The organism is Rhizobium sp. B21/90 (assembly GCF_019355815.1).
GTDB lineage: Bacteria > Pseudomonadota > Alphaproteobacteria > Rhizobiales > Rhizobiaceae > Rhizobium > Rhizobium rhododendri.
On the sequence record NZ_CP072162.1, the window covers coordinates 2197908 to 2221840 of the forward strand.

Here is a 23933-nt window from a genome sequence, read left to right on the forward strand (position 1 = left end):
AGCCGTTCGCAGACACGGCTGCCTCGGCAAAGTGGCGGGCCACGCCCGATGAAGATGGCACTATGTCTACGCTATAGCACTATGTGTCCTTTGGGCAGTCGGGAGGGAGAGTCATGGCGTTCGCGATCAAGGCTGAGGTTGGCGATCCAAGGGTTGAAAGTTTCTCGTTCACGGCACAGAAAACGATGTACGGCGGCAAACAGATCGTCAAAGGTGACGTAATTTTCGTATTCGCAAGCGAGAACGAGGGCGGGCGAGGCCTTTGCGCGCGCGGCATCGTGACTTACGCCGAGGCGATTGCAAAGAAGCGCGGCGTCGCCCGGCAAACGCCGCGCGTGAGCCTCTCCATTCGATGCACCGCGCTCGTAAAAAGGCCGCTGGGGCGGAGCGAGCTAAAGCCTCTCAACGAATGGAATGATGGCCAGCCGGGAACCGAGCTAAATTTCAAACTCTATCGTCAGGCGACGAACAAAGTAGTCGGAATCTCGGACGAAGCGGCGGCGTTTCTTGACCAGCACTTTTGATTTTTGCGTCGGCGAGATGACGTGGCGATCCCATTCGCAGCAATCGCAGTTTGTCGCACAATCTGCAGCGAAATGGCGGAAGAGGTGGGATTCGAACCCACGGTACGGTCTCCCGCACGCCGGTTTTCAAGACCGGTTCCTTAAACCACTCGGACACTCTTCCAAGCGTATGATATTGAAGCGGTTTCTTCTTCAATATCGTTGACCGGAATGACTAGTTGCGGCGCAGGTTGCAACTATTTCGGTTTTCGACTTGCGCTTATAGCTTCTTGCAACGCGGCGTCAACCTTTTCGGCAATGCAAGCGTCCTTGCCACATGGATCTAAGCCACTATCGTTGGCTGGTCGAGGCTCGTTCGTCAGTCTTTATGGAGATAGCTCTTGCCACCGGTATCTGTGGTGCAGAAGTGGCCGCCTTTTGGGCCGGTGCAATAGGTTGCGGATCGGCAGGAGCAGTCGCTCGAAGCTGTCGGCGACATTTCTTCCTGTTGGGCGCCGGCTATGCCGAGTGCTCCCGTGCCTGTTCCCATGGTGGCTGAGCATGACTTCTTGCTGGCACTCACCGACCCGTCATTGCATATGAATGTGCTGCCCTCGCAATGGTCGATGCCACCTTTCTTGCCGCTACAGGGAGAATTGGCGAACGCAGTGGTGGAAACCGCCAGTGAGCCGGCCAGGATGATCGAAAACAGACGCATGTAGTTCCCCGGGGAGAAAACCGTACTGCTAGGAGACGAACCTGACCTGGGGGTTGAGATTCGATCCGTGGGGACAGCGCAGTCGCGCAACGGGTTGATACTTTTCCCGGCCGTCAGGGTTGGCGCGCGGTTGCCTGGTTCCGTTTACTGCTGGTTAACCATGATCGTTACAATTGTTCCTTTTAGGCCACTGGGACCGGCTAATTTGACATCATGCAAACATGATTAAAGTCCCGTTAGGTGATTGGGGCGTAGGTCGGAATTGGAGTTGAAGACCCGTCGTCTCATCCACCCTCTTCTGTTCCACCTTGTTCAGTATCGCGTATCGGTTTGGCAGACATGACGTTCGAGAATGTTTCGGTATCATACAGGAGAGGCCTGCGCTGGGCGGCACTCTCGGCCGTGTGTGCAGCCGTTTCCGCCTGCGGCACGACGCATGCTCCGCCTCTGAAGACCAAGCATGGCAAGGAATATTTTTCTGAAGCCGAATATGGCGTCAAGGCCAGCCCGCGCGTCGTCACCAGTGGCAAGATTCCCAGCGGCGGCGGACGCTTCATGGTCGGCAATCCCTATCAGGTGAAGGGTGCGTGGTATTATCCGAAGGAAGACTACAGGTATAACAAGGTCGGCATCGCGTCCTGGTACGGTTCCGCATTTCACGGCCGATTGACGGCCAATGGCGAGGTCTATGACCAGCTAAGCCTATCTGCAGCCCATCCGACTTTTCCGCTGCCGAGCTACGCGCGGGTTACCAATGTCGAGAACGGTTCGTCGGTCATCGTGCGTGTCAACGATCGCGGCCCGTATCATCCCGGCCGCATCATCGACCTTTCGAACAAGAGCGCCGACCTCCTCGATCTTCGCGACAGCGGGACCGGCGCGGTGCGGGTGCAATATGTCGGTCGTGCACCGCTCGAGGGTCACGACATGCCTTATCTGATGGCCTCCTATGTACCGAAGGGCAGCCGCGTGCCCGGCATCAATCCCGGCAGCCAGTTCGGCAGCGGCCTGATGGTCGCATCGAATGGCAAGATGACCGCCGACCAGTTGCCGGACTATGTGCAGACGCCGCTGCGCCAGCCGACCCGCCGCCCGACGTCGGGAGTGCCCGTGCCCGCGGCAGCTCCCATGGCGTCGACTGCCTATGCCGGATCGACACCGACATCGCCGGCCTTCAAGCAGCAGCAGCCACCGATGAACTGGGGTGCACCGGAGCCGGCGGCCCAGGGTATCCTCGTGTCGCTGCCGCAGATCGGACCCGTTCCATACGAACGGCCGAATTCCCGCCAGGGTTTTGCCGCTCTGACACCTGCGTCGTCTCTTGCCGTCGCCTATGGGGAACCTGAGAGGGCTGCGCCACGTGCACTGGCGTTCGACGCCGTGATGGTCCGCAACGATGGCCTGACGCAGAAATCGATACTGGCTTCGTATCATCGGCAGATGGCCGCCGCGCAGGTCGACTGAGGGCGGCAATTGCCTTAGTTCCGGGCCGCGCGTAATTTTAATGCAGGCAAGCGGGAAGGGGACTCGATGCTGAAATACCTTTTCGCTGTAGTCGCGCTGTTTTCCACAAATGCGGTCGCACAAACGCCACCACCGGCCTTCGACACCAAGGCCGGGCAGGCCTTTATGATCGAGGCGTCGACCGGCACCGTTCTCTTGGCCAAGAATGAGGACAAACCCTTTTCTCCAGCGTCGTTGGCAAAGCTTATGACACTGGACGTGGTTTTCGAGGCGCTGGCCCGCGGCGAGGTTAGCCTCGATACCACCTATCCCGTCTCTGAAAACGCCTGGCGCCGGGGCGGCGCACCATCGCGGGCGTCGACCATGTTTGCAGCGCTGAAATCCCGCGTGCGGATCGGCGACCTCGTCCAGGGCGCGGCGATCCAGCAGGCCAATGACGCCTGCATCGTGCTTGCCGAAGGCATGTCCGTCAGCGAGGCGGAGTTTGCCCGCAGGATGACCCAGCATGCGCGCGAAATCGGCATGCCGAAGGCGCAGTTCGGCAACGCAACGGGACTTCCCGATGCCGACAGCAAGGTTTCGGCCCGCGAACTGGTAACGCTGGCGCGTGACCTGCAGTCAAAATATCCGGACCTTTACAAGTCATTCTCGCAGCCCGACTTTACCTGGAACAAGATTTTTCAGCGAAACCGCAATCCGCTGCTGCCGCTGACCATGGGCGTCGACGGGCTCGGCACCGGCTTTGCGGAGGGCGAGGGGTTTTCGATCGTCTCATCCGTGACGCGTGACGGGCGGCGTCTGTTCCTTGCCATGGGCGGCCTCGGCTCCGACAAGGAGCGCACCGAGGAAGCCAAGCGCGTACTGGAATGGGGACTGAGCAATTTCAGGAGCCAGCGTGTTTTCGATGAGGGCGAAGTGATTGGCACGGCCAGCGTCTACGGCGGCGCCAGGGCATCGGTCGGGCTTGTCGCCAAGACAGGCGTGGATGTCTACGTGCCCGTCAACAATCCCGATCGGCTGACGGCCCGCGTCATCTACCGCTGGCCGCTGGCCGCGCCTGTTGCAAGCGGCCAGCCGGCGGGGATTTTAAAAGTGTTTTCCGGGACCCGCGTCGTGCGCGAGGTTCCGTTGTTCACCGATGGCGATGTCGCCCAGGGCGGTCTCGGGCGCCGGGCGCTCGATGCCCTGGTCGAGCTATCGGAAATGCTTTTGTTTTCCTGGCTCTGGGAAACTCCGACCCCGGCTTGACAGAGCTTCGGGCAAATCACCGCACAACATCGCAAACTCTCGGCCAGAAGGTTTCGCCCGGCGTCGTCTTGCGTTAAACAGTCGCCAACGGCCGATGGCAGTGCCTATCTGACTGCCGAATGGAATGCGAGATCGCAGGATGCGAGCAATTGTCGAACGGAACCGGTTTGTTCATAAGCTTTGAAGGCGGGGAGGGTGCCGGTAAATCGACGCAAATCCGTCTGCTCGCCGAAGCCCTGACGGCGAGCGGTCGCGATGTGCTAGTCACCCGCGAGCCCGGCGGTTCGCCCGGTGCGGAGGCGGTGCGCCACGTGCTGCTCTCCGGGGCTGCCGAGCCTTTCGGGACGCGCATGGAGGCCATCCTGTTTGCTGCGGCCCGCAACGATCATGTCGAGGAGGTCATCCGCCCGGCTCTGGCGCAAGGGAAAATCGTTCTCTGCGACCGGTTTATGGATTCATCGCGCGTCTACCAGGGCGTGACGGGCAATCTGGAGCCTGATTTCATCGAGGCGCTGCAACGGATTGCCGTCGACGGCGTCGTTCCGGACTGCACCCTGATCCTCGACCTGCCCGCCAGCGTCGGCCTCGAGCGTGCACACAGGCGCGGAGCCGCGACGACGGCCGAGCCGGATCGCTTTGAAAAGGAAGAGATGGAAACCCATGAAAAGCGCCGGGAGGCGTTTCTCGATATTGCTGCCAGCGATCCGCAACGCTGCCATGTCATCGACGCCCTGCATGCACCCGAAGAGATCGCGGCCCGCATCCTTGCCATTGTCAGCCAGCGGTTGGCATCGCATGACGGGCAGGCGGGGCCCGGCCCGGAGACCGCACAATGAGCGACGAACGGCCCGGCGTGCTGGACGGCGCCATTGCTCCCATGGAAAATACCAGGCTTTTCGGCCATGCGGAGGCAGAGGCGTTCCTGGCCCAGTCCTATCGTTCCGGCAAGGGCCACCATGCGATCCTGATCGAGGGGCCGGAGGGCATCGGCAAGGCGACGCTGGCCTTCCGCTTTGCCAATCATGTGCTGTCGCATCCGGATCCGCTGATGGCGCCGGGCGAGATCGCCGATCCCGATCCGGCCTCTGTCGTCAGCCATGCCATCGCGTCGGGCGCGTCTCACAACCTTCTCTATCTGGCGCGCCCTGTCGACGAGAAGACCGGCAAGGTGAAATCGGCAATCACCGTCGACGAGGTCAGGCGGGCCGGTAAATTCTTCTCGCAGACGTCGGGCACCGGCAACTGGCGCATCGTCATCATCGACCCCGCCGACGACATGAACCGCAGCGCTGCAAACGCCATCCTGAAAATACTCGAGGAGCCGCCGAAGCGGGCGCTGTTCCTGGTGCTGTCGCACGCGCCCGGCAAGCTTCTGCCGACCATACGCTCGCGCTGCCTGCCATTGCGCCTGTCACCGCTCAGTGACGAAGCGCTGGCAGCGGCTTTGTCCAATCTCGACATCGCCGCCGATGCCAACCTTTTGCGCGATGCCAAGGGGAGCGTCAGCGAGGCGCTGAAGCTGATCAACTACGGTGGCGCGGACATTGTCGCGGCCTACCGACAGGTGGTGGCTTCCGATGGGCCTGCAGCGCGCAAGGCGATGCACAAGCTTGCGGACGTGCTGTCGGGCCGGGAGAGCGAAACGATTTTCGATTTCTTCGTCTCCCAGATCGAGGACGATATCATGGCGCGGGCGCGCCAGGCGGCACTCGAAGGCCGGGTGGTGGACGCCGAGCGGATGTCGCGGCTTCATTCTGACGTCACCGAACGGCTGACAGTGTCGCAGGCCTACAATCTTGATCGCAAGCAGACCATATTGACCGTGCTGGGCGATCTTAAACAGCAGCTGTAGTCGCCTCCTGCCGGGTCGATCGACGCTGGCGCCAAACTTCAAGGTTTCGCTGCGGTGCGACTTGCGATAATAGCGACGCAGCTTCTTCAAACATAACAAGACGGGCTCGATGCCGCCGATGAAAGACACTTCCCCATTCTACATCACCACCGCGATCGCCTATCCCAATGGCCGACCGCACATCGGCCATGCCTATGAGCTGATCGCCACGGATGCGCTGGCCCGCTACCAGCGGCTGGACGGGCGCGAGGTGTTTTTTCTCACCGGCACCGACGAGCACGGCCAGAAGATGCAGCAGACGGCAAAGCTCGAAGGGATTGCCCCGGAGGCTCTGGCATTGCGCAACTCGGACGAATTCCGTGCGATGGGCAAGCTGCTGAATTCATCGAACGACGACTTCATCCGCACGACGGAAGAGCGTCACCACCAGACTTCGCGCGACATCTGGAACCGGATGGCCGAGAATGGCGACATCTACAAGGATTCCTACGCCGGCTGGTATTCCGTGCGCGACGAGGCCTATTACCAGGAAAACGAAACCGAGAAGCGCGCCGATGGGTTGCGCTACGGGCCGCAGGGCACGGTCGTCGAATGGGTGCAGGAGGAGAGCTACTTCTTCCGCCTGTCGCAGTACCAGGACAAGCTGCTGGCGCTCTACGAGAGCGATCCCGAATTCATCGGCCCCTCCGAGCGCCGCAACGAGGTGATGTCCTTCGTCAAATCGGGGCTGCGCGACCTGTCGATCTCACGCACCACCTTCGACTGGGGCATCAAGGTGCCGAACGACCCATCGCATGTCATGTATGTCTGGGTCGATGCGCTCACCAACTACCTGACCGCGACTGGCTATCTGGAAGATCCCAATGGCCCCCGGGCAAAATTCTGGCCGGCCGATGTCCATGTGATCGGCAAGGACATCATCCGGTTCCACGCCGTCTACTGGCCGGCGTTCCTGATGTCGGCCGGGTTGCCGTTGCCGAAGCGGATCTTTGCCCACGGCTTCGTGCTGGCCAAGGGCGGAGAGAAGATGTCGAAGTCGCTCGGCAACGTGCTCGATCCGTTCGAGCTGATTGCCCATTTCGGCCTCGACCCGATCCGCTATTTCCTGATGCGCGAAATCTCGTTCGGGCAGGACGGCAATTGCAGCGAAGACGCCATCGGCACACGCATCAACGCCGATCTTGCCAACGGCATCGGTAACCTTGCCAGCCGTTCGCTGTCGATGATCGTCAAGAATTGCGACGGAAAAATTCCGGAATGCGGGCCTCTGTCAGATGAAGACAAGGCGATGTTGGCGCAAGTCGATGCCCTGGCCGATATCACCCGTGACGAGATGGGCAAGCAGATGATCCACCGGGCGCTGGCGGCCATCATCGCCGTCGTGTCTGAAACCGACCGGTACTTTGCCGGCCAGGAGCCCTGGGCGCTGAAAAAGACCGATATCGTCCGCATGGGAACCGTGCTGTACGTAACCGCCGAAGTGGTTCGCCAGATCGCCATCCTGCTGCAGCCGTTTGTGCCGGATTCGGCAGCCAAGCTGCTGGACCTGGTGGCCGCGCCTGCGGACAAACGCGATTTCGCGGCGCTGGGCGAGGCGGGTCGTCTCGTGCCGGGCACCCCGCTCGAAGCACCGAAGCCGGTATTCCCGCGCTACGTGGCGCCGGAGGTCTAGGACGACATGCTGATCGATACCCACTGCCACCTCGATTTTGCCGATTTCGCCGAGGAGCGCGATGCCATCGTGGCGCGTGCCCACGCATCCGGCGTCGGCCAGATGGTGACGATCTCGACACGTGTCGCCAAGCTGGACGGCCTGCTGGCGATCACCGACGCCTATCCGTCTGTGTTCTGCTCCGTCGGCACGCACCCGAACAATGCCGACGAGGAGCTCGACATCGAGGTCGAGGATCTCGTGCGGCTGTCGCGCCATCCGAAGGTGGTGGCCATCGGCGAGGCCGGGCTCGACTATTTCTACGACACGGTGAAGCCTGAGGACCAGCGCACCGGCTTTCTCCGACATATCGCTGCGGCGCGCGAAACCGGCCTGCCGCTTGTCATTCACAGTCGCAGCGCCGACGACGACATGGCTGAAATCCTGACCGAGGAAACAGGGAAGGGCGCCTTCCCCTTCATCCTGCACTGTTTCTCGGCGGGTGCCGATCTGGCAGCCACGGGCGTTGCGCTCGGCGGCTATATCTCGTTCTCCGGCATCCTGACTTTCCCCAAATCCGAGGAACTGCGCGCGGTGGCCAGGACCGTCCCGCATGACCGGCTTCTGGTCGAGACCGATGCGCCATACCTTGCGCCAAAACGCTGGCGCGGCAAGCGCAACGAGCCGTCCTACGTCGTCAACACGGCTGAAGTGCTGGCCGAGACCATCGGCGTCAGCAGTGCGGAAGTTGCGGCGCTGACGACCGAAAATGCATTCAGGATTTTTTCGAAGATGCCGAGGATCTGACGGCGTGACCTACAGGCGGCGGTTCACCATTCTCGGCTGCTCATCGTCTCCGGGCGTTCCGCGCATCACCGGCGACTGGGGCGCCTGCGACCCGACCAATCCCAAAAACAGGCGCAGCCGGGCGGCATTGCTGATTGAACAATTTGGGCCGGATGGCGGCGTTACCACCGTCGTCGTCGACACCGGTCCAGACTTTCGCGAGCAGATGGTCCGCGCCAGGGTCGAGGCAATCGACGCGGTTCTCTATACCCACGCGCACGCCGACCATATCCACGGCATCGACGACCTGCGCGGCTATTTCCACATCGACAACAAGCGCATTCCGATCCACGCCGACAGGGTCACCATGGACCGCATCCGGCAGGGTTTCGGCTATTGCCTGGAAACACCGACCGGCAGCAATTACCCGCCGATCGTCGAGCCTGTCATCATTGAGGATATGCAGGCGTTCGCAATCGACGGCGCCGGCGGCCCGATCCATGTCCAGCCGCATCTCCAGCAACACGGAGACATCCAGTCGCTCGGCTTTCGCATCGGCGACGTCGCATATTGCAGCGACGTCAGCGATTTCCCGCGAGCATCCGTCCAGGCTCTTGGCAACCTCGACGTGCTGATCATCGACGCGCTCCAGTACCGGTTACATCCAAGCCATCTGTCGCTAGAGCAATCGCTCGACTGGATCAGCCGCCTGAAGCCACAGCGCGCCATCCTGACCCACATGCACACACCGCTCGACTACGCCACCGTTCTCAGAGAAACACCAGCCAACGTCGAACCGGCCTACGACCAGATGAGCTTCGCGTTCGAGATCGACACGCCGGAGTAGCCGTGGATCTGCGATGGGTGCGGGGTTTGGTAGTATGTGGCTATCCACATCAGTTCCATAATCTATCTTATCCACCTTTTGCATCTAGTCGGGTACATTCTATTTTCAAGTGCGACATGCCAATGATTTCAAGGATTTATGACCGCTATGATAGTGTGGAGGAATGGAACGCACCTACTTGCAGCTCGACATGGACGAACGCCAGGATATTGCGCGATGGACCCCTGCCCGTTGTTGCCAGCGTGGCCATGGGCGGCGACTGAGACGTGAGATTTAGCGCAGGATCAATGTCCGCCGTCTGGCCGGCTCTCGATGCAGCTTCGGTAAACCCGCGTCACACTTTTCTCCGCAGCGGAAAGTGAAAAGCCCGGCCGCGTGGAAGCGGTCGGGCTCTTTGGTTTTGGCGGGTCAGACCCGGCGGTGGTTTGTTATTTCTTGACCAGTGCTTCCATTGGAACTGGCTCGGAGATCGTCCAGTTGCCAACGACGCCGGGCTTGCCGTTCTTGGTTTCGACGATCAGGTAGCGCGCCTTGTTCTGGTGGTGCAGTTCGGCGGTGAAGGTGCGCGGTCCAAAGAGCGTCGGCTCGTCCTTCATCTTCTCGAGTTCGGCAACCACTGCGTCGGCATCGGTCGTGCCTGCGCGCTGGACGGCCTTGGCCCAGACGTCGATCATCGAATAGCCGGGATAGACGTACTGGCTGGAAGGATCCGTGCCGGTCTTCTTCTTATAGACGCCATTGAATTTCTGCACATCGGGATTTGGGTCGTCGCCGTAGATCGAGCCCTGGACCGGCGTGTAGAAGTTCGACAGGTCCGGCACGGCCGACAGCCAGTAGCTGCCATCGACGCCGGAGCCGTTGAGGATCATCGAGTTGATGCCGGCGGCGCGGATCTGCTTGATCGCCGAGACGGCGCCCGGCATCATCGTGCAGAGCATGATGGCGTCAGGCTCCTTGGGGAGCGACTTGATGCGCGTGATCTGGGCGGCGATCGAGGCATCTTCGTTCTTGAAGGTATCCTGGCCCACGAGCTTGGCGCCTTGGGCTTCAAGCTTCGGCATCATCCAGTCGAAGCCGTCGCAGATGCCCTTGTTGTATTCCGTCCAGGTGTCGAGCAGGCGGTAGAAGGTCTGGGCCTTCTTTTCCTTGAAGGCCCATTCGGCCATCGTCGCGCCCTGGACAGCTGCCAGCACGGAAGCCGAGAAGCTGTGCTTGCCGACGCCCTGGATACCGGCCTTGACCGATTCCGCGCAAAGGAAGAACGACACCAGTCCGGCATCTTCGGCGGCCAGTGCTGCCGGTGCCCCGAAATCGTAGTCGCAGGAAACGACTACCAGACTTGCGCCCTGGTCGATGACCGACAGGCCAGCCTTGGCGCCTTCTGCACGGTCGGACTTGGTGTCGGCGCTGACGACTTCGATCTTCTTGCCGAGCAGGCCGCCGGCAGCGTTGATCTCATCGATGCGGATCATCGCGGCATCGGTTGCGGGCTTGTCGTAAGCCTGCATGAAGCCGGATGCGGCCGTCGCAAAGCCCACAACGATCTTGCTGTCGTCGGCCATGGCCGGAACTGCGGCCGCGGCGAATGCCGTGGCCAGAACTGCTGCAAATAGTCTTCTTACGTATTCCATTAGCTGCTCCTTTATTGCCTGACGATTGTTGTCCTCGTCGGCTATTTGTTATGTTTACGCCTGAAAAACGTGATCTCGCGATTGCCTATCAAGCCGGCAGGACGAAGCGCGAGAATGACGATCATGATGACACCGAGGGCGATCTCCTGGAGCCCCTTGGGAAGAGCGAGGGTGACTGTGCCCACGGGGACACCCGCCTCCAGCCAGCGAAGAACCTGGATGAGGGCAGAGAGAAGGACCACCCCGATCACCGCGCCGGAAAGGCTGCTCATGCCGCCGACAACGAGCATGGAAAGCGTGATGAAGGTGAGGCCGAGATAAAAATTGTCGGGCGTGACGACGCCGATCGAATGCGCCATCAGAGCGCCTCCGAGGCCCATGACCACGCCCGAGATGGTGAATGCGACCAGCCGCTCCTTCGGGATATCGACGCCGGAGGCGGCAGCCGCCGTCGGCTCGTCGCGGGCGGCGCGCAAGGCCAGTCCCGAGCGCGAGATGGCATGCGCCCAGGCGATGAAGATGGCGAGGACGGCCGCACCCACATAAGGCCAGATGAGGCGCACGATGGGAATGCCCACCACCGACGACGTCGCGCCGGTAACATCCTGCCAGTTCGAGTAGATGGTATTGATCATTGCCAGCATCGCGAAGGTGGCGATCGACGCGGCAATGCCCGACAGGCGCATCAGCACCCGCCCGAAAACCAGGGCCGCCAGCCCGGCAAAGATCGCCGCAATAATCGCAGACTCCCAGTACGGAAGACGCGTCTCGAGCAGCCACCCGGGCAAGCCCGGAAGCGCGCTCTTCTTCATCATCGGGCTAATGGTCAGCCACGCTGCGGCATAGGCACCCATGCAGGTAAAGCCGATATGGCCGAAGCTGAGGACCCCGGAGTTGCCGATGAAGATATAGAGCCCGACGACCAGGGTGATGCGGACGAAGACATCGATCACCGCCTGGTTGAACGGACGCGAGCCGGTCATGACGGTCAGCACGGCGATCGCCAGCATGAGCAGAGACAGCAGGATCGGCGTCATGATCGTGCGCCGGGCGAGCGCGAAGGGTGCGGGCTTGCGCGGCGATGCCAGTTCGGCCGGCAAGGCGGGAGCGGTTGCAGTGGTCATGGATCAGACCCTTTCCTTGGTGCCGCGCGCGGCGATCAGACCTTGCGGACGGAAGAGGAGGACGAGGATGACGGCGCCATAGACGAAGGCATCACGGAACGGACGCGCATCGATCGGCAACACCACCTGCATGATGACGGAGGCAGCACCCAGCAGGAAGCCGGCAAGCACTGCACCCGGAAGACTGCCGAGGCCGCCGATCACCGTTGCGATGAATGCCATCAGCATGATCGCCCCGCCCATCTGGATATCGGCGGTGCCTGTCTGGCAGACGAAGATCAGCGAGATTGCGCCAGCCAGCGCCCCGGACAATGCGAAGGCCCCCATGATCACCCGGTTGGCCCTCACCCCGAGCATCCGTGCCATCGAGAAGTTTTCGGCGGCTGCGCGCATTTCCAGCCCGAACCTCGTGCGGCGCAGGAAGAGCGAAAGGGCGATCAGGATCAACACTGTCGCGACGATGGTGATCAGCTGCAGCAGAGGCAGCCGGGCGCCGAAGATCTCCACCGGTTGCGAGAGCATCGGCAGCAGCGAGATCGACTTCGGGCGGCTCGTGAAGAGCATCAGCAGGAAGTAGCGGATGACGAAACCGAGCGCGAAAGACGCGATCATCATGGTGGCCGGGTTGGCACGGCGGAAGCGGCGGAAGACGACGATTTCGCAGAGGACCGACAGCGCAGCACCCGTAGCAAGCACCAGCGGCACCAGCAGGTACCATGGCAGGTTGCCGGCAAAGACGATGGCCATCGCATCCGTGGATGGCCAGAGCAATGCGAAGACGCAGAAGGCGATGACGTCCCCGTGGGCGAAATTCACCAGGCGCATGACGCCGAAGATCAGCGCGATGCCGAGGGCGCCGAGGGCATAGAGCGAACCGAGGGACAGCGAGTCAAATACGATCTGCAACATCTCATTTGTCCTCGTAGCCGAAATAGGCGGCCTGGATGGCCTCGCTGGTGCCGAGTTCGCGGGCATCGCCGTCAAGCACGACCTCGCCACCGCGCATCAGCAGCATTCGTCCGCCGACGAGATTGGCGCGGGTGGAACTCTGTTCGACGATCAGCAGCGTCAACTTGCGCAGCGCCTGCAAGGCAATCAGCCGCTCGTACACCTGATCGGTGATGTTGGGCGCCAGCCCGAGCGACGGCTCGTCGATGGCGATCAGGCGCGGATTGGTCATCAGCGCCCGGCCGATGACGAGCATCTGCTGCTGGCCGCCAGACAGCAGGCCGGCCTGGCCGTTGCGGCGTTCCTTCAGCATCGGGAATGTCTGGTAGACCGCCTCGAGATCCTCGGCGACCTTGGCCTTCCAGCCGCGATCCTTTGCCTTCATTCCGGTGCCGACCAGCAGATTTTCCTCGATGGTCAGCGAACCGAAGACATCCCGGCCCTCAGGCACCAGCGAAAAGCCGAGGCGGGCAATATCCTCCGGCGCGCGGCCGGTGATATTGTAGCCGTCGAAATCGATCGTGCCTGCAAAGGCAGGCGTGACGCCGGCAATTGCGCGCAGCAACGATGATTTGCCGGCGCCGTTTGGCCCGGTAATGAAAACCGTGTCGCCATCCCTGATGGAAAACGATACGCCGCGCACGGCCGTCAGGCGACCGTAGCGAACCTCGATATTGGCGAGAACCAGCAGGCTCATAGCAGCACCTCCACGACCGGCAGCGCTGTGTCCGCAGCAGTTCCCATATAGGCGTGGCGGACCTTTTCGCTGTTGCGGATCGCAGCCGGTGTCCCCTCCTCTATGACAGCACCGGAATCGAGCACGACGATGTGGTCGCAGAGACCGAGGACGAGACCGACATTGTGCTCGATGATCAGCACTCCGCAGCCGAGTTCGCGGGCGATCTTGCGCACAAGGGACGACAGGTCGGCCGCCTCCTGGCTGCTCATGCCGGCGGCGGGCTCGTCGAGAAGGATGTAGGCTGGGCGGCCCATCAGCGCGCGGCCGATAGCGACCCGGCGCTCGTCCGTGTAGGGAAGCGTTCCGGCGATACGCGAACCGAGCGATCCGATGCCCATCCAGTCGAGCATGGCCTCAGCTTCGGCGACGGCGGCGCGCCGGCTCATGCCGAGCCCGACGCCGGTCACTTCCAGATTGTCGACGACTGCGAGGTCGCGAAACAGGCGCCCGCCCTGGAACGTTCGGGCGATGCCCCTGCGGCGTACTTGATGCGGCTTGAGGCGATTGAGCGATGCTCCATCGAGCTTCACTTCGCCCTCCGTCGGCGCCTGAAATCCGGTGAGGACGTTGACGAGCGTCGTCTTGCCAGCACCGTTCGGGCCGATCAGTCCGCTGATATGTCCGGGCGTGATGTCGAGCGTCACCGACGACAGCGCCTTGAGCCCTGCAAAGGCGACCGATATGTTTTGCGCGCTCAGTTCAACCATGTTCCCAGTTCCTTGTGTTACCGATGGAAAGGGAACGACGGGTCCGGCCGTGTTACAGGCTGCCGAGTCTAGCTATGTTCCCCTTTTTCGGTACCGGCGATCTCTGCGGACCGCTCGGCTGCCAAAGTCTCGCCGTTTACCGGCTTTGTCTTGTTGTTGCGCGTGCCAGCCTTTTGTCGGCTGGCGCTTCGAAGGGCCGGCTCGCGCCGACCTTAGCCTCGTCCCTTCCCTCGCCAGTCCTGACCGGTCGCGGGCCGCTGCCTCAGGCGGTCAGGTATTCTTCCGCCTTCCGGAGCTCGGCGCGGCGATCGGCGCGCGCAGCAAGAGCTTCCTCGAGGGTGACGGGAACGAAGCGCGCCGGCGTATGGGGCTGCATCTGGGCGATGCGATCCATGTCTGCCGAAATCACCACGCCGAGCATCATGTAGCCACCGCCCGATACGGCATCGCGGTGGAGTACGATCGGCTCCGTGCCGCTCGGCACCTGAACCGAGCCATAGGGGTAGCAGGCATCGACGATATTGGAAGGGTCGGAACCTGCACCAAAAGGCTGTTCACGGGGCATGAATTCGAGCGGTGTACCCCCACGAAAGCGGTAGCCGATGCGATCTGCCTCAGGGGCTACCTTCCAGGTATCCTCGAAGAACCGCTTTCCGGCAGCCTCGGTGATCCTGTGCCAGTAGATGCCGGGCAGCATGCGCAGTTCTGCCGGCATCGCGCCGAGGCCGCGCAGGGCCGCTGGTAGCGAGCGGCCGGCGGTACCTGTTGCCTGCCCGATGGGAAGCTCGTCACCGGCTTTCAGCACGCGGCCTTCAAAGCCGCCGAGCGCGCCCAGCACGTAGGTGGAGCGGGACCCGAGCACGACGGGCACGTCGATGCCGCCCGAAATTGCAATATATGCGCGCGCGCCGGATTTTAGGTAGCCAAAGGAGAGACGGTCGCCCGCCTTGACCTCGAAGCTTTCCCAGGTTGGGCGCTCCTCGCCGTTGACCTTGGGCGGCAACTCGCCGCCGGTGATGGCTACCACGGCCGGTTGAGTGAACTCCAGCTCAGGCCCCATGAACGTCGCTTCGAGGACCGCTGCTCCTGCGTCGTTGCCGACAAGCAGGTTTGCCATGCGGCTCGAAAACCGGTCCATGCCGCCGCCTTCGGGGATGCCGACGTGATAATAGCCGGGGCGACCGAGGTCCTGCACGGAGGTCGCAAGGCCGGGACTGATGACTTTAACGGCCATTGAGAAGCTCCATCAGTTGGACATTGGTACCAAGCATGTCTTTGTTGAAGTCGGTGAGCTTGAAGGTGCAATCGCGCGTCGTGGGCTGCCAGCGGTTCGCCTCGATTTCCTCGAGCGTGCCATCGTATTCGTCACGCGTGATCGACTTGAACTTGACGATGTCACCCGGCTTGAAGAGGCACATCTCGTCGATGAGATAGCGGATCTTGCGGGTCGGGTCATAGATCGGTGCCGGCGTGACGCCGTACATCTGGTAGCCGCCGGCGCCGCGCACCGAATAGATCGCCGCAAAGCAGCCGCCGTGACCGACGGTGAGTTTCGGTGTGTCCGTACGGGGACGCAGGTATTTCGGCGCCTCGATCTGCTTCTTGCGCTCCACCATCTGGTATAGCCATGGCAGGCCCGCCACGAAGCCGACCATGGAAACGAACCAGGGCTGACCGGAATAGGCGGCGATGAATTCCTCGATCGTGGCGTATCCGTTTATACGGGCCGAATATTCGAGGTCCGTCGCGCTGGGGTCCTGATGGCGCTCGCGGAAGCGCATTTCCGTCTCATGGGTCCAGGGATCCTGGAAATAAACGGGAAGCTCGATGATGCGTGTTTTCAGCGAGGCGTCGGACTTTGACGCGGCGTCTTCCATTGACTGCAGTTCTTTCAGAAGATCCTGCGGCGCAATGATATCCGGATCGAAGCGGATCTGGAAGCTCGCATTGGCCGGGCAGGTCTCGGTGACCCCTCGGATACCGGCCTCGCGAACCGCGTTGATCATCGAAAGGCCGGTGAAGAACGAAGTGAGCGACATTTCCTCGGACACCTCGCCGAAGATGTGTTCGTCACCGCCGAAGTTGAAGCGTATCGACATCGGTTCTCCTTTTCAGCTGGCAAGCGCCGCTGCGTTTTCGACAAGCCAGCCTTCCAGCCAGCGCGTATGCACGTTTCCTGATTGGACTGCCGGGTCTGCGGCAAGTGCCAGAAACAGCGGCTTGGTCGTCTTCATGCCCGAGATCTCGAGTTCGCCCAATGCCCTCTGAAGCCGCGCAATCGCCCCTTCCCGGGTCTCTGCGTGGACGATCAGCTTGGCGAGAAGTGAATCGTAGAAGGGCGGTACCTGGTAACCGGCGTAGAGCATCGAATCGAAGCGAACGCCGGGGCCGCCGGGTATCCTGAGATCGCCGACCTTGCCCGGAAACGGCGCGAAATCCTTGGCGGGATCTTCCGCGTTCAGCCGCACTTCGATTGCGTGTCCGCTGACCCTGATATCGGCCTGGGACAATCGCAATGGCTCGCCGCCGGCAATCCGCAGCATCTCCGCCACGAGATCGATGCCGGTCACAGCCTCGGTCACGGGATGTTCGACCTGGATACGGGTGTTCATTTCGATGAAATAGAAGCGGTCGGCGGCATCGTCGTAGAGGTATTCGACTGTCCCCGCGCCGGAATAGGCGACGGCCTTTGCGAGCGCTACGGCCGAGGCGCAGAGTTCTTCGCGCAGCGCGTCTGAGAGGGCTTGCGAAGGCGCCTCCTCCCAGACCTTCTGGCGACGACGCTGCAGCGAGCATTCCCGCTCGTAGCAATGGACCGCATTATGGCCGTCGGCAAGCACCTGCACCTCGATATGGCGGGCACGGCCAATGACCTTCTCCATATAAAGCCCCCCGTCCCCGAAGGCAGCCAGGGCTTCGGCCTGGGCCTGCGGATAGGCTTGCTCGAATTCGGCCGCCGAGTTGGCGATGCGGATGCCACGTCCGCCACCGCCGGCGGCGGCCTTGATCATCACCGGGAAACCGGTCTCGGCCAGTACGTCCCGCGCCGCCTCGATGCTTTCGACCCGACCGACCGAACCCGGAACAACTGGAACGCCGGCAGCAGAGGCAGCGAGGCGCGCCGAAACCTTGTCTCCCATCAGGCGGATTGCATTGCCGGAGGGGCCGACGAAGACGAGGCCTGCCGCACTCACGGCATCGGAAAACTCGGCGTTTTCAGCCAGAAAGCCGTAGCCTGGATGGATGCTGTCACATCCGGTGTCGCGGGCTGCCGCCAACAGGGCCTCGATGTTGAGATAGGACTTCTTGGCTGCCGGTGGGCCGATGTTGACGGCTTCGTCTGCCAGCTGAACATGCAACGCATCCGCATCGGCCGCGGAGTATACCGCTACCGTAGCAATGCCGAGGTCCTTGGCAGCGCGGATGACGCGCACTGCTATCTCGCCACGATTGGCTATCAGCAACTTCTTCAGCATCAGCCGACGTCCGCCAGCGGTGCGCCTGCCATGACAGGGTCTTCGTTGTCGACAAGGAAGGAGATGCCGCTACCGGCAACCTCGGCCTTAACCTCGTGGAAGGACTTCATCACCTCGATCAGGCCGATAACGTCACCGATTGCGACATCGTCGCCGTCGGCCTTCAATGGCGGCTGGCCTGGTGCCGCACTGCGGTAGAACGTTCCAGGAAGCGGTGAAAGGATCTGTGGCATGGAATGGGTCTCCTGTTCCGACAATGCAAGATGGATGCAGGCAATAAGGCCGCCATGGATGGCGGCCGCCGAAATCAGTGCCAGGGCGCGATTGCGCTGCGCACGGCCTTGGCAATATCGATAGCGTTCGGCGTATCCGAATGCACGCAAATCGTTTCGCAGCCAACCGGGAAGAGACTGCCGTCGGTAGCCGTGCCCTGTTTGTCCGTCAACGCGCGGACGCAGCGGGACGCCATCAGCTCCGGATCCATGGCCGGATGCTCGCGCGTGACGATCAGCGCACCCGCCGGCGTATAGTCGAGATCGGCATAGAATTCCGGGATGAAGCGGATGCCGCGCTGCGGGTAGATGCTTTCGTGCAGGGTACCTGTCATGCCGAACACCGGCACACCGAAGACTTCTGCCGCATCACATATGCCTTGAGCGACTTCTTCCTGGCGGGCGGCCATGTTGTAAAGGCTGCCATGCGGCTTGATGTGATTGAGCGGCATGTTTTCCGCTTTCAGGAAACCGAGCAGCGCGCCGACCTGGTAGATGACCGAGTTGGCGATCTCTTGCCGGCTCATCTTCATCTCGCGTCGGCCAAAACCCTGGAGATCAGGAAGCGACGGGTGTGCCCCGACTTTGACGCCATGCTCCTTGGCGCGGAGGACTGTCGTTCGCATATGGTCGGGATCGGATGCATGGAAGCCGCAGGCCACATTCGCCGCATCAATAAGCGGCATAAGCCCGGCGTCGTCGCCCAGCCTGTAAAGGCCAAAGCTCTCTCCCATGTCACAGTTCAGCGTGACGCTCATCGTTGTTGTGCCCCTTATAAGCTGCCGTCTTTGCGGCGTTGCACAAATCTTGTCCGAGCTTTTGCCTCTTGTGAAATAGTAATTTTCGTAATGTAATATCGAAAAAAACGATAATAAGAAATTGGTGGAACAGACATGAGCATCACACTGAAACAACTAGATTATTTTATTGCGTCTGCAGAAAGTGGACAAGTCAGCCACGCGGCCGTCAACCTCAACATCTCCCAATCGGCGGTAACGGCAGCGATAAAATCGCTGGAAGAGGAGCTCGGGGTCAAGCTTCTGGAGAGGACGCATGGAGGTGTGCGGCTGACGATGGAGGGCGCCCGGTTCCTCGATCACGCACGGATCATCACCGGAGCGGTCGCCGCTGCGGTTCACAGCCCTCTGCGCGAGCGTGCGGAACTGTCGGGAAAACTCACCATGGGCATGACTTACACGGTGACCGGCTATTTCATGTCGAAATACTACGCGCGCTTCCGAAAGACCTACCCGCATATCTCGGTGGAGATCAGGGAATTGCCCCGCGCCGAAGTCGAGCGACAGCTGGCCAGCGGCGACCTGGATATCGCGATCATGCTGGTCTCCAACCTGGCGAATTCGGACGAACTCGAACAGGAACTGCTGCTGCGATCATCACGCCGGCTTTGGCTCTCCGCCGATCACCACCTGCTGTCAAGGACCGAAATCAGCCTCGCCGACGTCGCGCAGGAGGACTATGTGATGCTGACCGTCGACGAGGCGAGCACGACCGCCACACGCTACTGGGATGCTGCCGGTAAAAAGCCGAATGCCGTGTTGACGACCAGCTCCGTCGAGGCCGTCCGCTCGCTCGTCGCAGCCGGTGTCGGCGTCACTATCCTGTCGGACATGGTTTATCGGCCGTGGTCTCTCGAGGGGCAGCGCATCGAAGTTCGCAGACTGATCGAACCCGTCCCCAGCATGGATGTCGGCCTGGCCTGGGCGCGCGCCCGACCTATGGCCACGGCTGCAGCGACATTCCGAGCTTTCATGTCCGTGACACTTGGTGGTGGGGGCTGAGCCGGCAAGTTACCTTAGCCTGCTGCCTTTGCACTATCGCGGTCGGATCTGACTGATGGCGCTGACGATTTCACGAAACAGCGGTGCCTCAGCGAGCGATTCCAGCGGGACCGACAGCTTGGGCTTCCAGTTCGGATAGCTGGTGCTGGTGCCCGGAATGTTGGTCGGGTTCGGTTCGTTGGTGAGGTCTGCAAGCCTGACCGCTACCATCGCGGATGGCGTCTGCGCGATATAGCGATAGGAGGCTACGGCAAGGGCAACACTTTCGTCTTCGCCCGTTGTTATCGCTGGCTCGCGAACCTCGGCATCTGCAAAGGCACGAAGCAGGTCATCACGCTCCTCCTGCCTTGCGATCTCGTGGACTTCGGCAAGCTCGGCGGGCACCAGCCGATGCTCGGAGCGTAGCGCAATGTCGTCGCCGCGCCACCAGCCCGTAAATGTCTGGTGATCGTGGGTGGAGACGCAGGCAAGCGCGAGGGCCGGGTAGGCTTCCGGAGCGATGAACCCCTGCCCGTTTCGCTCGTAAGACAGAATGCGGTAGGAGAGTATCTGCGCGTCGGCAAGGTCTTCGCGGAGACCACCGGGAATATTGCCGAGATCCTCGCCTATGACGATAGAGCGGTATTGCTGCGATGCACTGGAGAGGACCTGCAGCAGGTCTTCCTGCGGATAGGATACATAGGCCCCGTCTGCCGGAGTGCCGCTGGTGGGTACGAGGAAGAGGCGCGAAAGAGCGGCCGCGTGGTCGATGCGGATCGCGCCGGCGTAGCGCATGGCAGCCGCCAGCATCTTGTGGAACGGCGAGGCTTTGCCGGATGCGATGGCGTCCGGCAAAAGGGCGGCCAGCCGCCAGTCCTGGCCGTCGATGGCATAGGGTTCGGGCGGGTTACCGATGCTGGCGCCGGAGACGTAGAAATCCGGATCGCTCCAGGTTGCGGAGCCATCAAGCGCCTCGCCGACGGCAAGGTCGAGGTATAGCCCGATGCGCATGCCACGTTCCCTGGCACGGGTGCCGGCTTGGCCGAGTTGCTGATGCGCCAGCCACTGCAGCCATTTGTGGAACATGATGTTTTCGGAGTGCTCCTCCGCAAAGCGGCCGACCTCCTCTGAAAATGGAGTGCGATAAGCATCCGGCCATGCGTGCCAACCGGTCCCGACACCGCCCCTGCCCATCTCCGTGGAGAGGGCTTCAAACAGAGCGTGTCGCTGCAGGCCTTCGCCGCCTTCCGAGACATAGGCGGCAAAATCAGGGCTGCCGCGACCGCCCTTCCCGCTCGTCCAAAGGTCCCGGAGCACCTCGAGCTTCAGTTCCGCCACTTGCCTGTAGTCTACAAGCTCCGTGGCACGAAGTCGCCGGATGCGCTCATCCAGCGCGGGCGTCATCGCGAAGCCTTCCACCGCATCGACTGAAATATAGAAAGGGTTGAGAAAATGCCTGTTGGAAGGCTCATAGGGGCTGCAGCGCTCGGGATCGGCCGTGAATGGCGCGTGCAGCGGGTTAAGGCCAATGAAGTCGGCACCCAGCGGGCCTGCCAGATCGCAACAAGCCTCGAGATCGAGGAAGTCGCCGATGCCCCAGTTGCGGGCTGAACGAAGCTCGTAGAGCTGCAGGCTGAGACCCCAGCACGGACGATCTATGAGCTCCGGAGGCAGGAAGCAGTTGGCGGGGCCTGTGGGTGCTGTTTCATCATCGAACGTGACCTTGAGCGCCGTCAGCATCATCCGCAGTGTAGCGTCGGATACTGCCGTTGTGCTGCCGTCCGAGGACGGCCGGCGGAGGTCTATGCCGTGGGTGCGGGCAAGGCTTCTCAGGCTCTGATGATGTTTCTGCATTGGCTGTCAATTCCTCGAGCGCCGGGACGGAGGCCCTTGCGGCGTTGCTAGGACAACAAAATCGGTTTGCTATTGTTCCGAACCAATCGCCAGCCATTGGGTAGATGAGCGTCGGAATGCTCTCCCTGAAGTCTCCGTGGCCCGGAGTGGCGACGGACCGAACTGACCTACGCCGCTCGCTGCAACGAACTGATTTTCTTTGCTGTGCAGCCATCCTCATGGCAATAGAGCGTGTTGCCGGCATGCCGCTGGCTATGGAAGCCTAAACCGATCGTGAGGACCAAAGCATGCAGTTTGCCCGCATCAACGATTTGATGATCCATTATCAAATCATCGGCGCGCCGGCCGACAAGCCGACCATCGTCTTTGCCAATGCTCTCGGCACAGATTTCCGCATATGGCGCGACGTGATCGTCCGGCTTGCGGGCGATTTTGCCATCGTGCTCTATGACAAGCGCGGTCACGGCCTGTCGGATGTCGGCCAGACCCCATATGCGATCGAGGACCATGCCGGCGACCTCGCCGGTCTTCTCGACATGCTTTCCGTCAGCAATGCGTATATCTGCGGCCTTTCTGTCGGTGGGCTCATTGCCCAGTCGCTTTACCAGCGCCGTCCCGAACTGGTGCGAGGCCTCATCCTCTGCGGCACGGCGCCAAGGATAGGGACACCCGACCTCTGGAATGACCGCATCGCCGCAGTTAAGGCCGGCGGCATAGAGGCGCTTGCCGACGGCATCATGGAGCGATGGTTCACGGAAGAATTCCGACGCCCAGAGAATACAGCCTATGCCGGCTATCGGAATATGCTGGTCCGTCAGCCGGCGGAGGGATACGTGGCGACCTGCGAGGCGTTGAGAGACGCAGACTATGAGACGGCGGCGACGTCCATTGCCGTACCGACGATCTGTGTCGCCGGCGGTAAGGACGGCTCGACACCGCCTGACGTCGTATTGGCAATGGCCAAGCGCATTCCCGATGCGCGCTATGAACTGATCCGCGATGCAGGACACATAGCCTGCGTTGAACAGCCGGCGTTGCTCACCGAAATCATCAAGGCCTTTATCGCGGAAGTCGAGACGGGTAAGTAGGCGATCTTTCGGTTTCTCAGGCCGCGTAGGGCATGGCCTGGGAGACGAAATTGCGGGCCGACTGACGCTGCTCCTGGATGTGCAGCTTTTCGACCATCACCAGCAGGTCGGTGACGCCACCAGCAGTGCCGTGGCGCCGGCCAAGGCGTCGCAACAGGCGTTGAGATACCGTATCCAGCATGGTCTCCATGGTGGACCGCGACGCCTGACGCCAAAGCATCGTCGCCTCGACGAACAGCGTGCTGATATCGCGCGACAATCCGGCGGCTTCAAAGAGGGCACGCACGGCATGCATGCGTCCGGTGCCGAGAATGGACCGCACACGAGGCTCGCTGCAGCCTGAGAGATTGGCGACGGCGCCGGCAAAGAAATCGACCTTGCCGCTGCACAGCGTGTGCATCAGGAAAGCCGGCGTGAGGCGCCCGGACAGCCGCAGGTGCTCGACCATTCCGGAGATTTCATCATGGTTGACGGCACCCGCGATTGCCACGGTGGCCGCCTCGCCTGCCTCTCGGGTCACATGCTGCAGGCGGCGCGGGCTGAGGGTTGCCTGTACGAGCGAAAATTCCGCCAGCGCGTCGCTGACCTGCTGCATCAGCAGATGGCGGGCATCGCAGGGCAAGTCATGCCTCTCGAGAAGCAGCCGGCGGATATCGGCGGAATGGCCCAGCCGATCCGTGACACGCTTCAGCGAAGCGCGCGACCAGCAGGCACCGTCATTCTCCAGAAGGCAAAGAACTTCCTCTTCGTCGCCTATCTCGGCAATGGCCGCAACGACCGACGCACCGAGTGCCCCGCGCGAGGCAATCAGCACCCGCGTCACGCTGTCGCCGCGCGAGGCGAGGTCGACGAGATCGGCGTCGTTAAACAGCGGCGAGCAGAGGATGACCTGGGCAGCAATTTCTGGCTGGTCGGTGGCTAGCGACAGGATGACGTTGCGCGGCGCATCTGCTGCATGGGCCAGTGCTTCCGCGAGAGACAGGCGGACGCGCGGCGATGGATCGTCTAGCAGGAAAGTCATCGCCATCTCGGCCGCATCGCGTTCGGCAGCCGGCATCGTCGTGCCGAGATAGGCCCGACCAAGCGCATTGGCAGCCCTTGCCCTGTCGCCGGCCTTGGCCGTTTCCGTCCAGCGAAGAAATGCCTCTACGATCACTTTTCCGGCCTCGATGTTGGGGACGGCTGCCGTCCGCTACTGTGATTCCGAGACTAGCGGCAAAAAGTTTATGATTGGTTCACCATAGGCG

Annotated in this window: 23 protein-coding genes and 1 tRNA gene; 10 read left to right on the forward strand and 14 right to left on the reverse strand. The window is 61.7% G+C overall.

Annotated features, from left to right (window positions below; genetic code table 11):
* The first annotated feature begins 113 nt into the window (after nucleotides 1-113).
* Nucleotides 114-524, forward strand: coding sequence for a hypothetical protein (locus tag J5278_RS10435; protein ID WP_209183778.1), 411 nt, complete (start codon nucleotides 114-116; stop codon nucleotides 522-524).
* Nucleotides 525-597: 73 nt separating this feature from the next.
* On the opposite strand, the gene J5278_RS10440 is transcribed toward J5278_RS10435, so the two are convergent.
* Together J5278_RS10440 and J5278_RS10445 are read right to left on the reverse strand one after the other, a co-directional pair.
* A tRNA-Ser gene (locus J5278_RS10440) sits at nucleotides 598-687 on the reverse strand.
* 195 nt (nucleotides 688-882) lie between these two features.
* A complete protein-coding gene (locus tag J5278_RS10445) occupies nucleotides 883-1221 on the reverse strand; it encodes a hypothetical protein (protein WP_209183777.1) in 339 nt (112 codons plus the stop codon).
* Nucleotides 1222-1560: 339 nt separating this feature from the next.
* Here J5278_RS10445 and J5278_RS10450 point away from each other — a divergent pair, with 339 nt between their 5' ends.
* From J5278_RS10450 to J5278_RS10480, 7 genes are all read left to right on the forward strand, one after another.
* Nucleotides 1561-2685, forward strand: coding sequence for a septal ring lytic transglycosylase RlpA family protein (locus J5278_RS10450; protein ID WP_209183776.1), 1125 nt, complete (start codon nucleotides 1561-1563; stop codon nucleotides 2683-2685).
* A 66-nt stretch (nucleotides 2686-2751) separates the two neighbouring features.
* Nucleotides 2752-3933 carry a D-alanyl-D-alanine carboxypeptidase family protein gene (locus J5278_RS10455; RefSeq protein ID WP_209183775.1) on the forward strand — a complete coding sequence of 394 codons (1182 nt, stop codon included), beginning with the start codon at nucleotides 2752-2754 and terminating at the stop codon, nucleotides 3931-3933.
* A 149-nt stretch (nucleotides 3934-4082) separates the two neighbouring features.
* Nucleotides 4083-4769, forward strand: coding sequence for a dTMP kinase (gene tmk, locus J5278_RS10460; protein WP_209183774.1), 687 nt, complete (start codon nucleotides 4083-4085; stop codon nucleotides 4767-4769).
* Nucleotides 4766-5785 (forward strand): DNA polymerase III subunit delta', encoded by a 1020-nt coding sequence (locus J5278_RS10465; protein WP_209183773.1) that lies wholly within the window; start codon nucleotides 4766-4768, stop codon nucleotides 5783-5785. The genes tmk and J5278_RS10465 overlap by 4 nt, the downstream gene beginning before the upstream one ends.
* Before the next feature lie 118 nt (nucleotides 5786-5903).
* Complete coding sequence (gene metG / locus J5278_RS10470) at nucleotides 5904-7457, forward strand: methionine--tRNA ligase (protein ID WP_209183772.1); 1554 nt, start codon at nucleotides 5904-5906, stop codon at nucleotides 7455-7457.
* A 6-nt stretch (nucleotides 7458-7463) separates the two neighbouring features.
* Complete coding sequence (locus J5278_RS10475) at nucleotides 7464-8243, forward strand: TatD family hydrolase (RefSeq protein WP_209183771.1); 780 nt, start codon at nucleotides 7464-7466, stop codon at nucleotides 8241-8243.
* Nucleotides 8244-8247: 4 nt separating this feature from the next.
* Nucleotides 8248-9069: an MBL fold metallo-hydrolase gene (locus tag J5278_RS10480; protein ID WP_209183770.1), complete on the forward strand. Its 822-nt coding sequence runs from the start codon at nucleotides 8248-8250 to the stop codon at nucleotides 9067-9069.
* Between the two features lie 428 nt (nucleotides 9070-9497).
* Here J5278_RS10480 and J5278_RS10485 read toward each other — a convergent pair whose 3' ends face one another.
* From J5278_RS10485 to J5278_RS10530, 10 genes are all read right to left on the reverse strand, one after another.
* Entirely contained in the window at nucleotides 9498-10700 is a 1203-nt protein-coding gene (locus J5278_RS10485) for an ABC transporter substrate-binding protein (RefSeq protein WP_209183769.1), read from the reverse strand.
* Nucleotides 10701-10741: 41 nt separating this feature from the next.
* Entirely contained in the window at nucleotides 10742-11824 is a 1083-nt protein-coding gene (locus tag J5278_RS10490; RefSeq protein ID WP_209183768.1) for a branched-chain amino acid ABC transporter permease, read from the reverse strand.
* Between the two features lie 3 nt (nucleotides 11825-11827).
* The gene (locus J5278_RS10495) at nucleotides 11828-12733 is read right to left on the reverse strand and encodes a branched-chain amino acid ABC transporter permease (RefSeq protein WP_209183767.1); all 906 of its coding nucleotides are present in this window, start codon (nucleotides 12731-12733) and stop codon (nucleotides 11828-11830) included.
* Between the two features lies 1 nt (nucleotide 12734).
* Nucleotides 12735-13469: an ABC transporter ATP-binding protein gene (locus J5278_RS10500; RefSeq protein WP_209183766.1), complete on the reverse strand. Its 735-nt coding sequence runs from the start codon at nucleotides 13467-13469 to the stop codon at nucleotides 12735-12737.
* Nucleotides 13466-14218 carry an ABC transporter ATP-binding protein gene (locus J5278_RS10505; protein WP_209183765.1) on the reverse strand — a complete coding sequence of 251 codons (753 nt, stop codon included), beginning with the start codon at nucleotides 14216-14218 and terminating at the stop codon, nucleotides 13466-13468. Before J5278_RS10505 ends, J5278_RS10500 begins: the two co-directional genes overlap by 4 nt.
* A gap of 262 nt (nucleotides 14219-14480) precedes the next feature.
* Nucleotides 14481-15452 carry a biotin-dependent carboxyltransferase family protein gene (locus J5278_RS10510; protein WP_209183764.1) on the reverse strand — a complete coding sequence of 324 codons (972 nt, stop codon included), beginning with the start codon at nucleotides 15450-15452 and terminating at the stop codon, nucleotides 14481-14483.
* Nucleotides 15442-16317, reverse strand: a complete 876-nt coding sequence (locus J5278_RS10515) for an allophanate hydrolase subunit 1 (RefSeq protein WP_209183763.1) — start codon at nucleotides 16315-16317, stop codon at nucleotides 15442-15444. Before J5278_RS10515 ends, J5278_RS10510 begins: the two co-directional genes overlap by 11 nt.
* A 12-nt stretch (nucleotides 16318-16329) precedes the next feature.
* Nucleotides 16330-17694: an acetyl-CoA carboxylase biotin carboxylase subunit gene (locus J5278_RS10520; protein ID WP_209183762.1), complete on the reverse strand. Its 1365-nt coding sequence runs from the start codon at nucleotides 17692-17694 to the stop codon at nucleotides 16330-16332.
* Nucleotides 17694-17927, reverse strand: a complete 234-nt coding sequence (locus tag J5278_RS10525) for an acetyl-CoA carboxylase (RefSeq protein ID WP_142822718.1) — start codon at nucleotides 17925-17927, stop codon at nucleotides 17694-17696. The genes J5278_RS10520 and J5278_RS10525 overlap by 1 nt, the downstream gene beginning before the upstream one ends.
* Before the next feature lie 74 nt (nucleotides 17928-18001).
* Nucleotides 18002-18724 carry a LamB/YcsF family protein gene (locus J5278_RS10530; RefSeq protein WP_142822717.1) on the reverse strand — a complete coding sequence of 241 codons (723 nt, stop codon included), beginning with the start codon at nucleotides 18722-18724 and terminating at the stop codon, nucleotides 18002-18004.
* A gap of 135 nt (nucleotides 18725-18859) precedes the next feature.
* Between J5278_RS10530 and J5278_RS10535 the strand changes: the two genes are divergently transcribed.
* Nucleotides 18860-19765 carry a LysR family transcriptional regulator gene (locus J5278_RS10535; protein ID WP_142822716.1) on the forward strand — a complete coding sequence of 302 codons (906 nt, stop codon included), beginning with the start codon at nucleotides 18860-18862 and terminating at the stop codon, nucleotides 19763-19765.
* Between the two features lie 33 nt (nucleotides 19766-19798).
* Here J5278_RS10535 and malQ read toward each other — a convergent pair whose 3' ends face one another.
* On the reverse strand, nucleotides 19799-21598 hold the full coding sequence (malQ, locus tag J5278_RS10540; RefSeq protein WP_209183761.1) for a 4-alpha-glucanotransferase: 1800 nt from the start codon (nucleotides 21596-21598) through the stop codon (nucleotides 19799-19801).
* Nucleotides 21599-21885: 287 nt separating this feature from the next.
* Here malQ and pcaD point away from each other — a divergent pair, with 287 nt between their 5' ends.
* Nucleotides 21886-22686 (forward strand): 3-oxoadipate enol-lactonase, encoded by an 801-nt coding sequence (gene pcaD, locus J5278_RS10545; protein WP_209183760.1) that lies wholly within the window; start codon nucleotides 21886-21888, stop codon nucleotides 22684-22686.
* Nucleotides 22687-22702: 16 nt separating this feature from the next.
* On the opposite strand, the gene J5278_RS10550 is transcribed toward pcaD, so the two are convergent.
* Entirely contained in the window at nucleotides 22703-23842 is a 1140-nt protein-coding gene (locus J5278_RS10550) for a DUF2336 domain-containing protein (protein WP_374108271.1), read from the reverse strand.
* Between the last annotated feature and the right edge of the window lie 91 nt (nucleotides 23843-23933).

Bases quoted from the DNA above. Each gene is read 5' to 3' on its own strand.
- J5278_RS10435 (WP_209183778.1), top strand. From the start codon at position 114: ATGGCGTTCGCGATCAAGGCTGAGGTTGGCGATCCAAGGGTTGAAAGT.
- J5278_RS10445 (WP_209183777.1), bottom strand. From the start codon at position 1,221: ATGCGTCTGTTTTCGATCATCCTGGCCGGCTCACTGGCGGTTTCCACC.
- J5278_RS10450 (WP_209183776.1), top strand. From the start codon at position 1,561: ATGACGTTCGAGAATGTTTCGGTATCATACAGGAGAGGCCTGCGCTGG.
- J5278_RS10455 (WP_209183775.1), top strand. From the start codon at position 2,752: ATGCTGAAATACCTTTTCGCTGTAGTCGCGCTGTTTTCCACAAATGCG.
- J5278_RS10465 (WP_209183773.1), top strand. From the start codon at position 4,766: ATGAGCGACGAACGGCCCGGCGTGCTGGACGGCGCCATTGCTCCCATG.
- metG (WP_209183772.1), top strand. From the start codon at position 5,904: ATGAAAGACACTTCCCCATTCTACATCACCACCGCGATCGCCTATCCC.
- J5278_RS10475 (WP_209183771.1), top strand. From the start codon at position 7,464: ATGCTGATCGATACCCACTGCCACCTCGATTTTGCCGATTTCGCCGAG.
- J5278_RS10485 (WP_209183769.1), bottom strand. From the start codon at position 10,700: ATGGAATACGTAAGAAGACTATTTGCAGCAGTTCTGGCCACGGCATTC.
- J5278_RS10490 (WP_209183768.1), bottom strand. From the start codon at position 11,824: ATGACCACTGCAACCGCTCCCGCCTTGCCGGCCGAACTGGCATCGCCG.
- J5278_RS10495 (WP_209183767.1), bottom strand. From the start codon at position 12,733: ATGTTGCAGATCGTATTTGACTCGCTGTCCCTCGGTTCGCTCTATGCC.
- J5278_RS10500 (WP_209183766.1), bottom strand. From the start codon at position 13,469: ATGAGCCTGCTGGTTCTCGCCAATATCGAGGTTCGCTACGGTCGCCTG.
- J5278_RS10505 (WP_209183765.1), bottom strand. From the start codon at position 14,218: ATGGTTGAACTGAGCGCGCAAAACATATCGGTCGCCTTTGCAGGGCTC.
- J5278_RS10510 (WP_209183764.1), bottom strand. From the start codon at position 15,452: ATGGCCGTTAAAGTCATCAGTCCCGGCCTTGCGACCTCCGTGCAGGAC.
- J5278_RS10515 (WP_209183763.1), bottom strand. From the start codon at position 16,317: ATGTCGATACGCTTCAACTTCGGCGGTGACGAACACATCTTCGGCGAG.
- J5278_RS10520 (WP_209183762.1), bottom strand. From the start codon at position 17,694: ATGCTGAAGAAGTTGCTGATAGCCAATCGTGGCGAGATAGCAGTGCGC.
- J5278_RS10525 (WP_142822718.1), bottom strand. From the start codon at position 17,927: ATGCCACAGATCCTTTCACCGCTTCCTGGAACGTTCTACCGCAGTGCG.
- J5278_RS10530 (WP_142822717.1), bottom strand. From the start codon at position 18,724: ATGAGCGTCACGCTGAACTGTGACATGGGAGAGAGCTTTGGCCTTTAC.
- J5278_RS10535 (WP_142822716.1), top strand. From the start codon at position 18,860: ATGAGCATCACACTGAAACAACTAGATTATTTTATTGCGTCTGCAGAA.
- malQ (WP_209183761.1), bottom strand. From the start codon at position 21,598: ATGCAGAAACATCATCAGAGCCTGAGAAGCCTTGCCCGCACCCACGGC.
- pcaD (WP_209183760.1), top strand. From the start codon at position 21,886: ATGCAGTTTGCCCGCATCAACGATTTGATGATCCATTATCAAATCATC.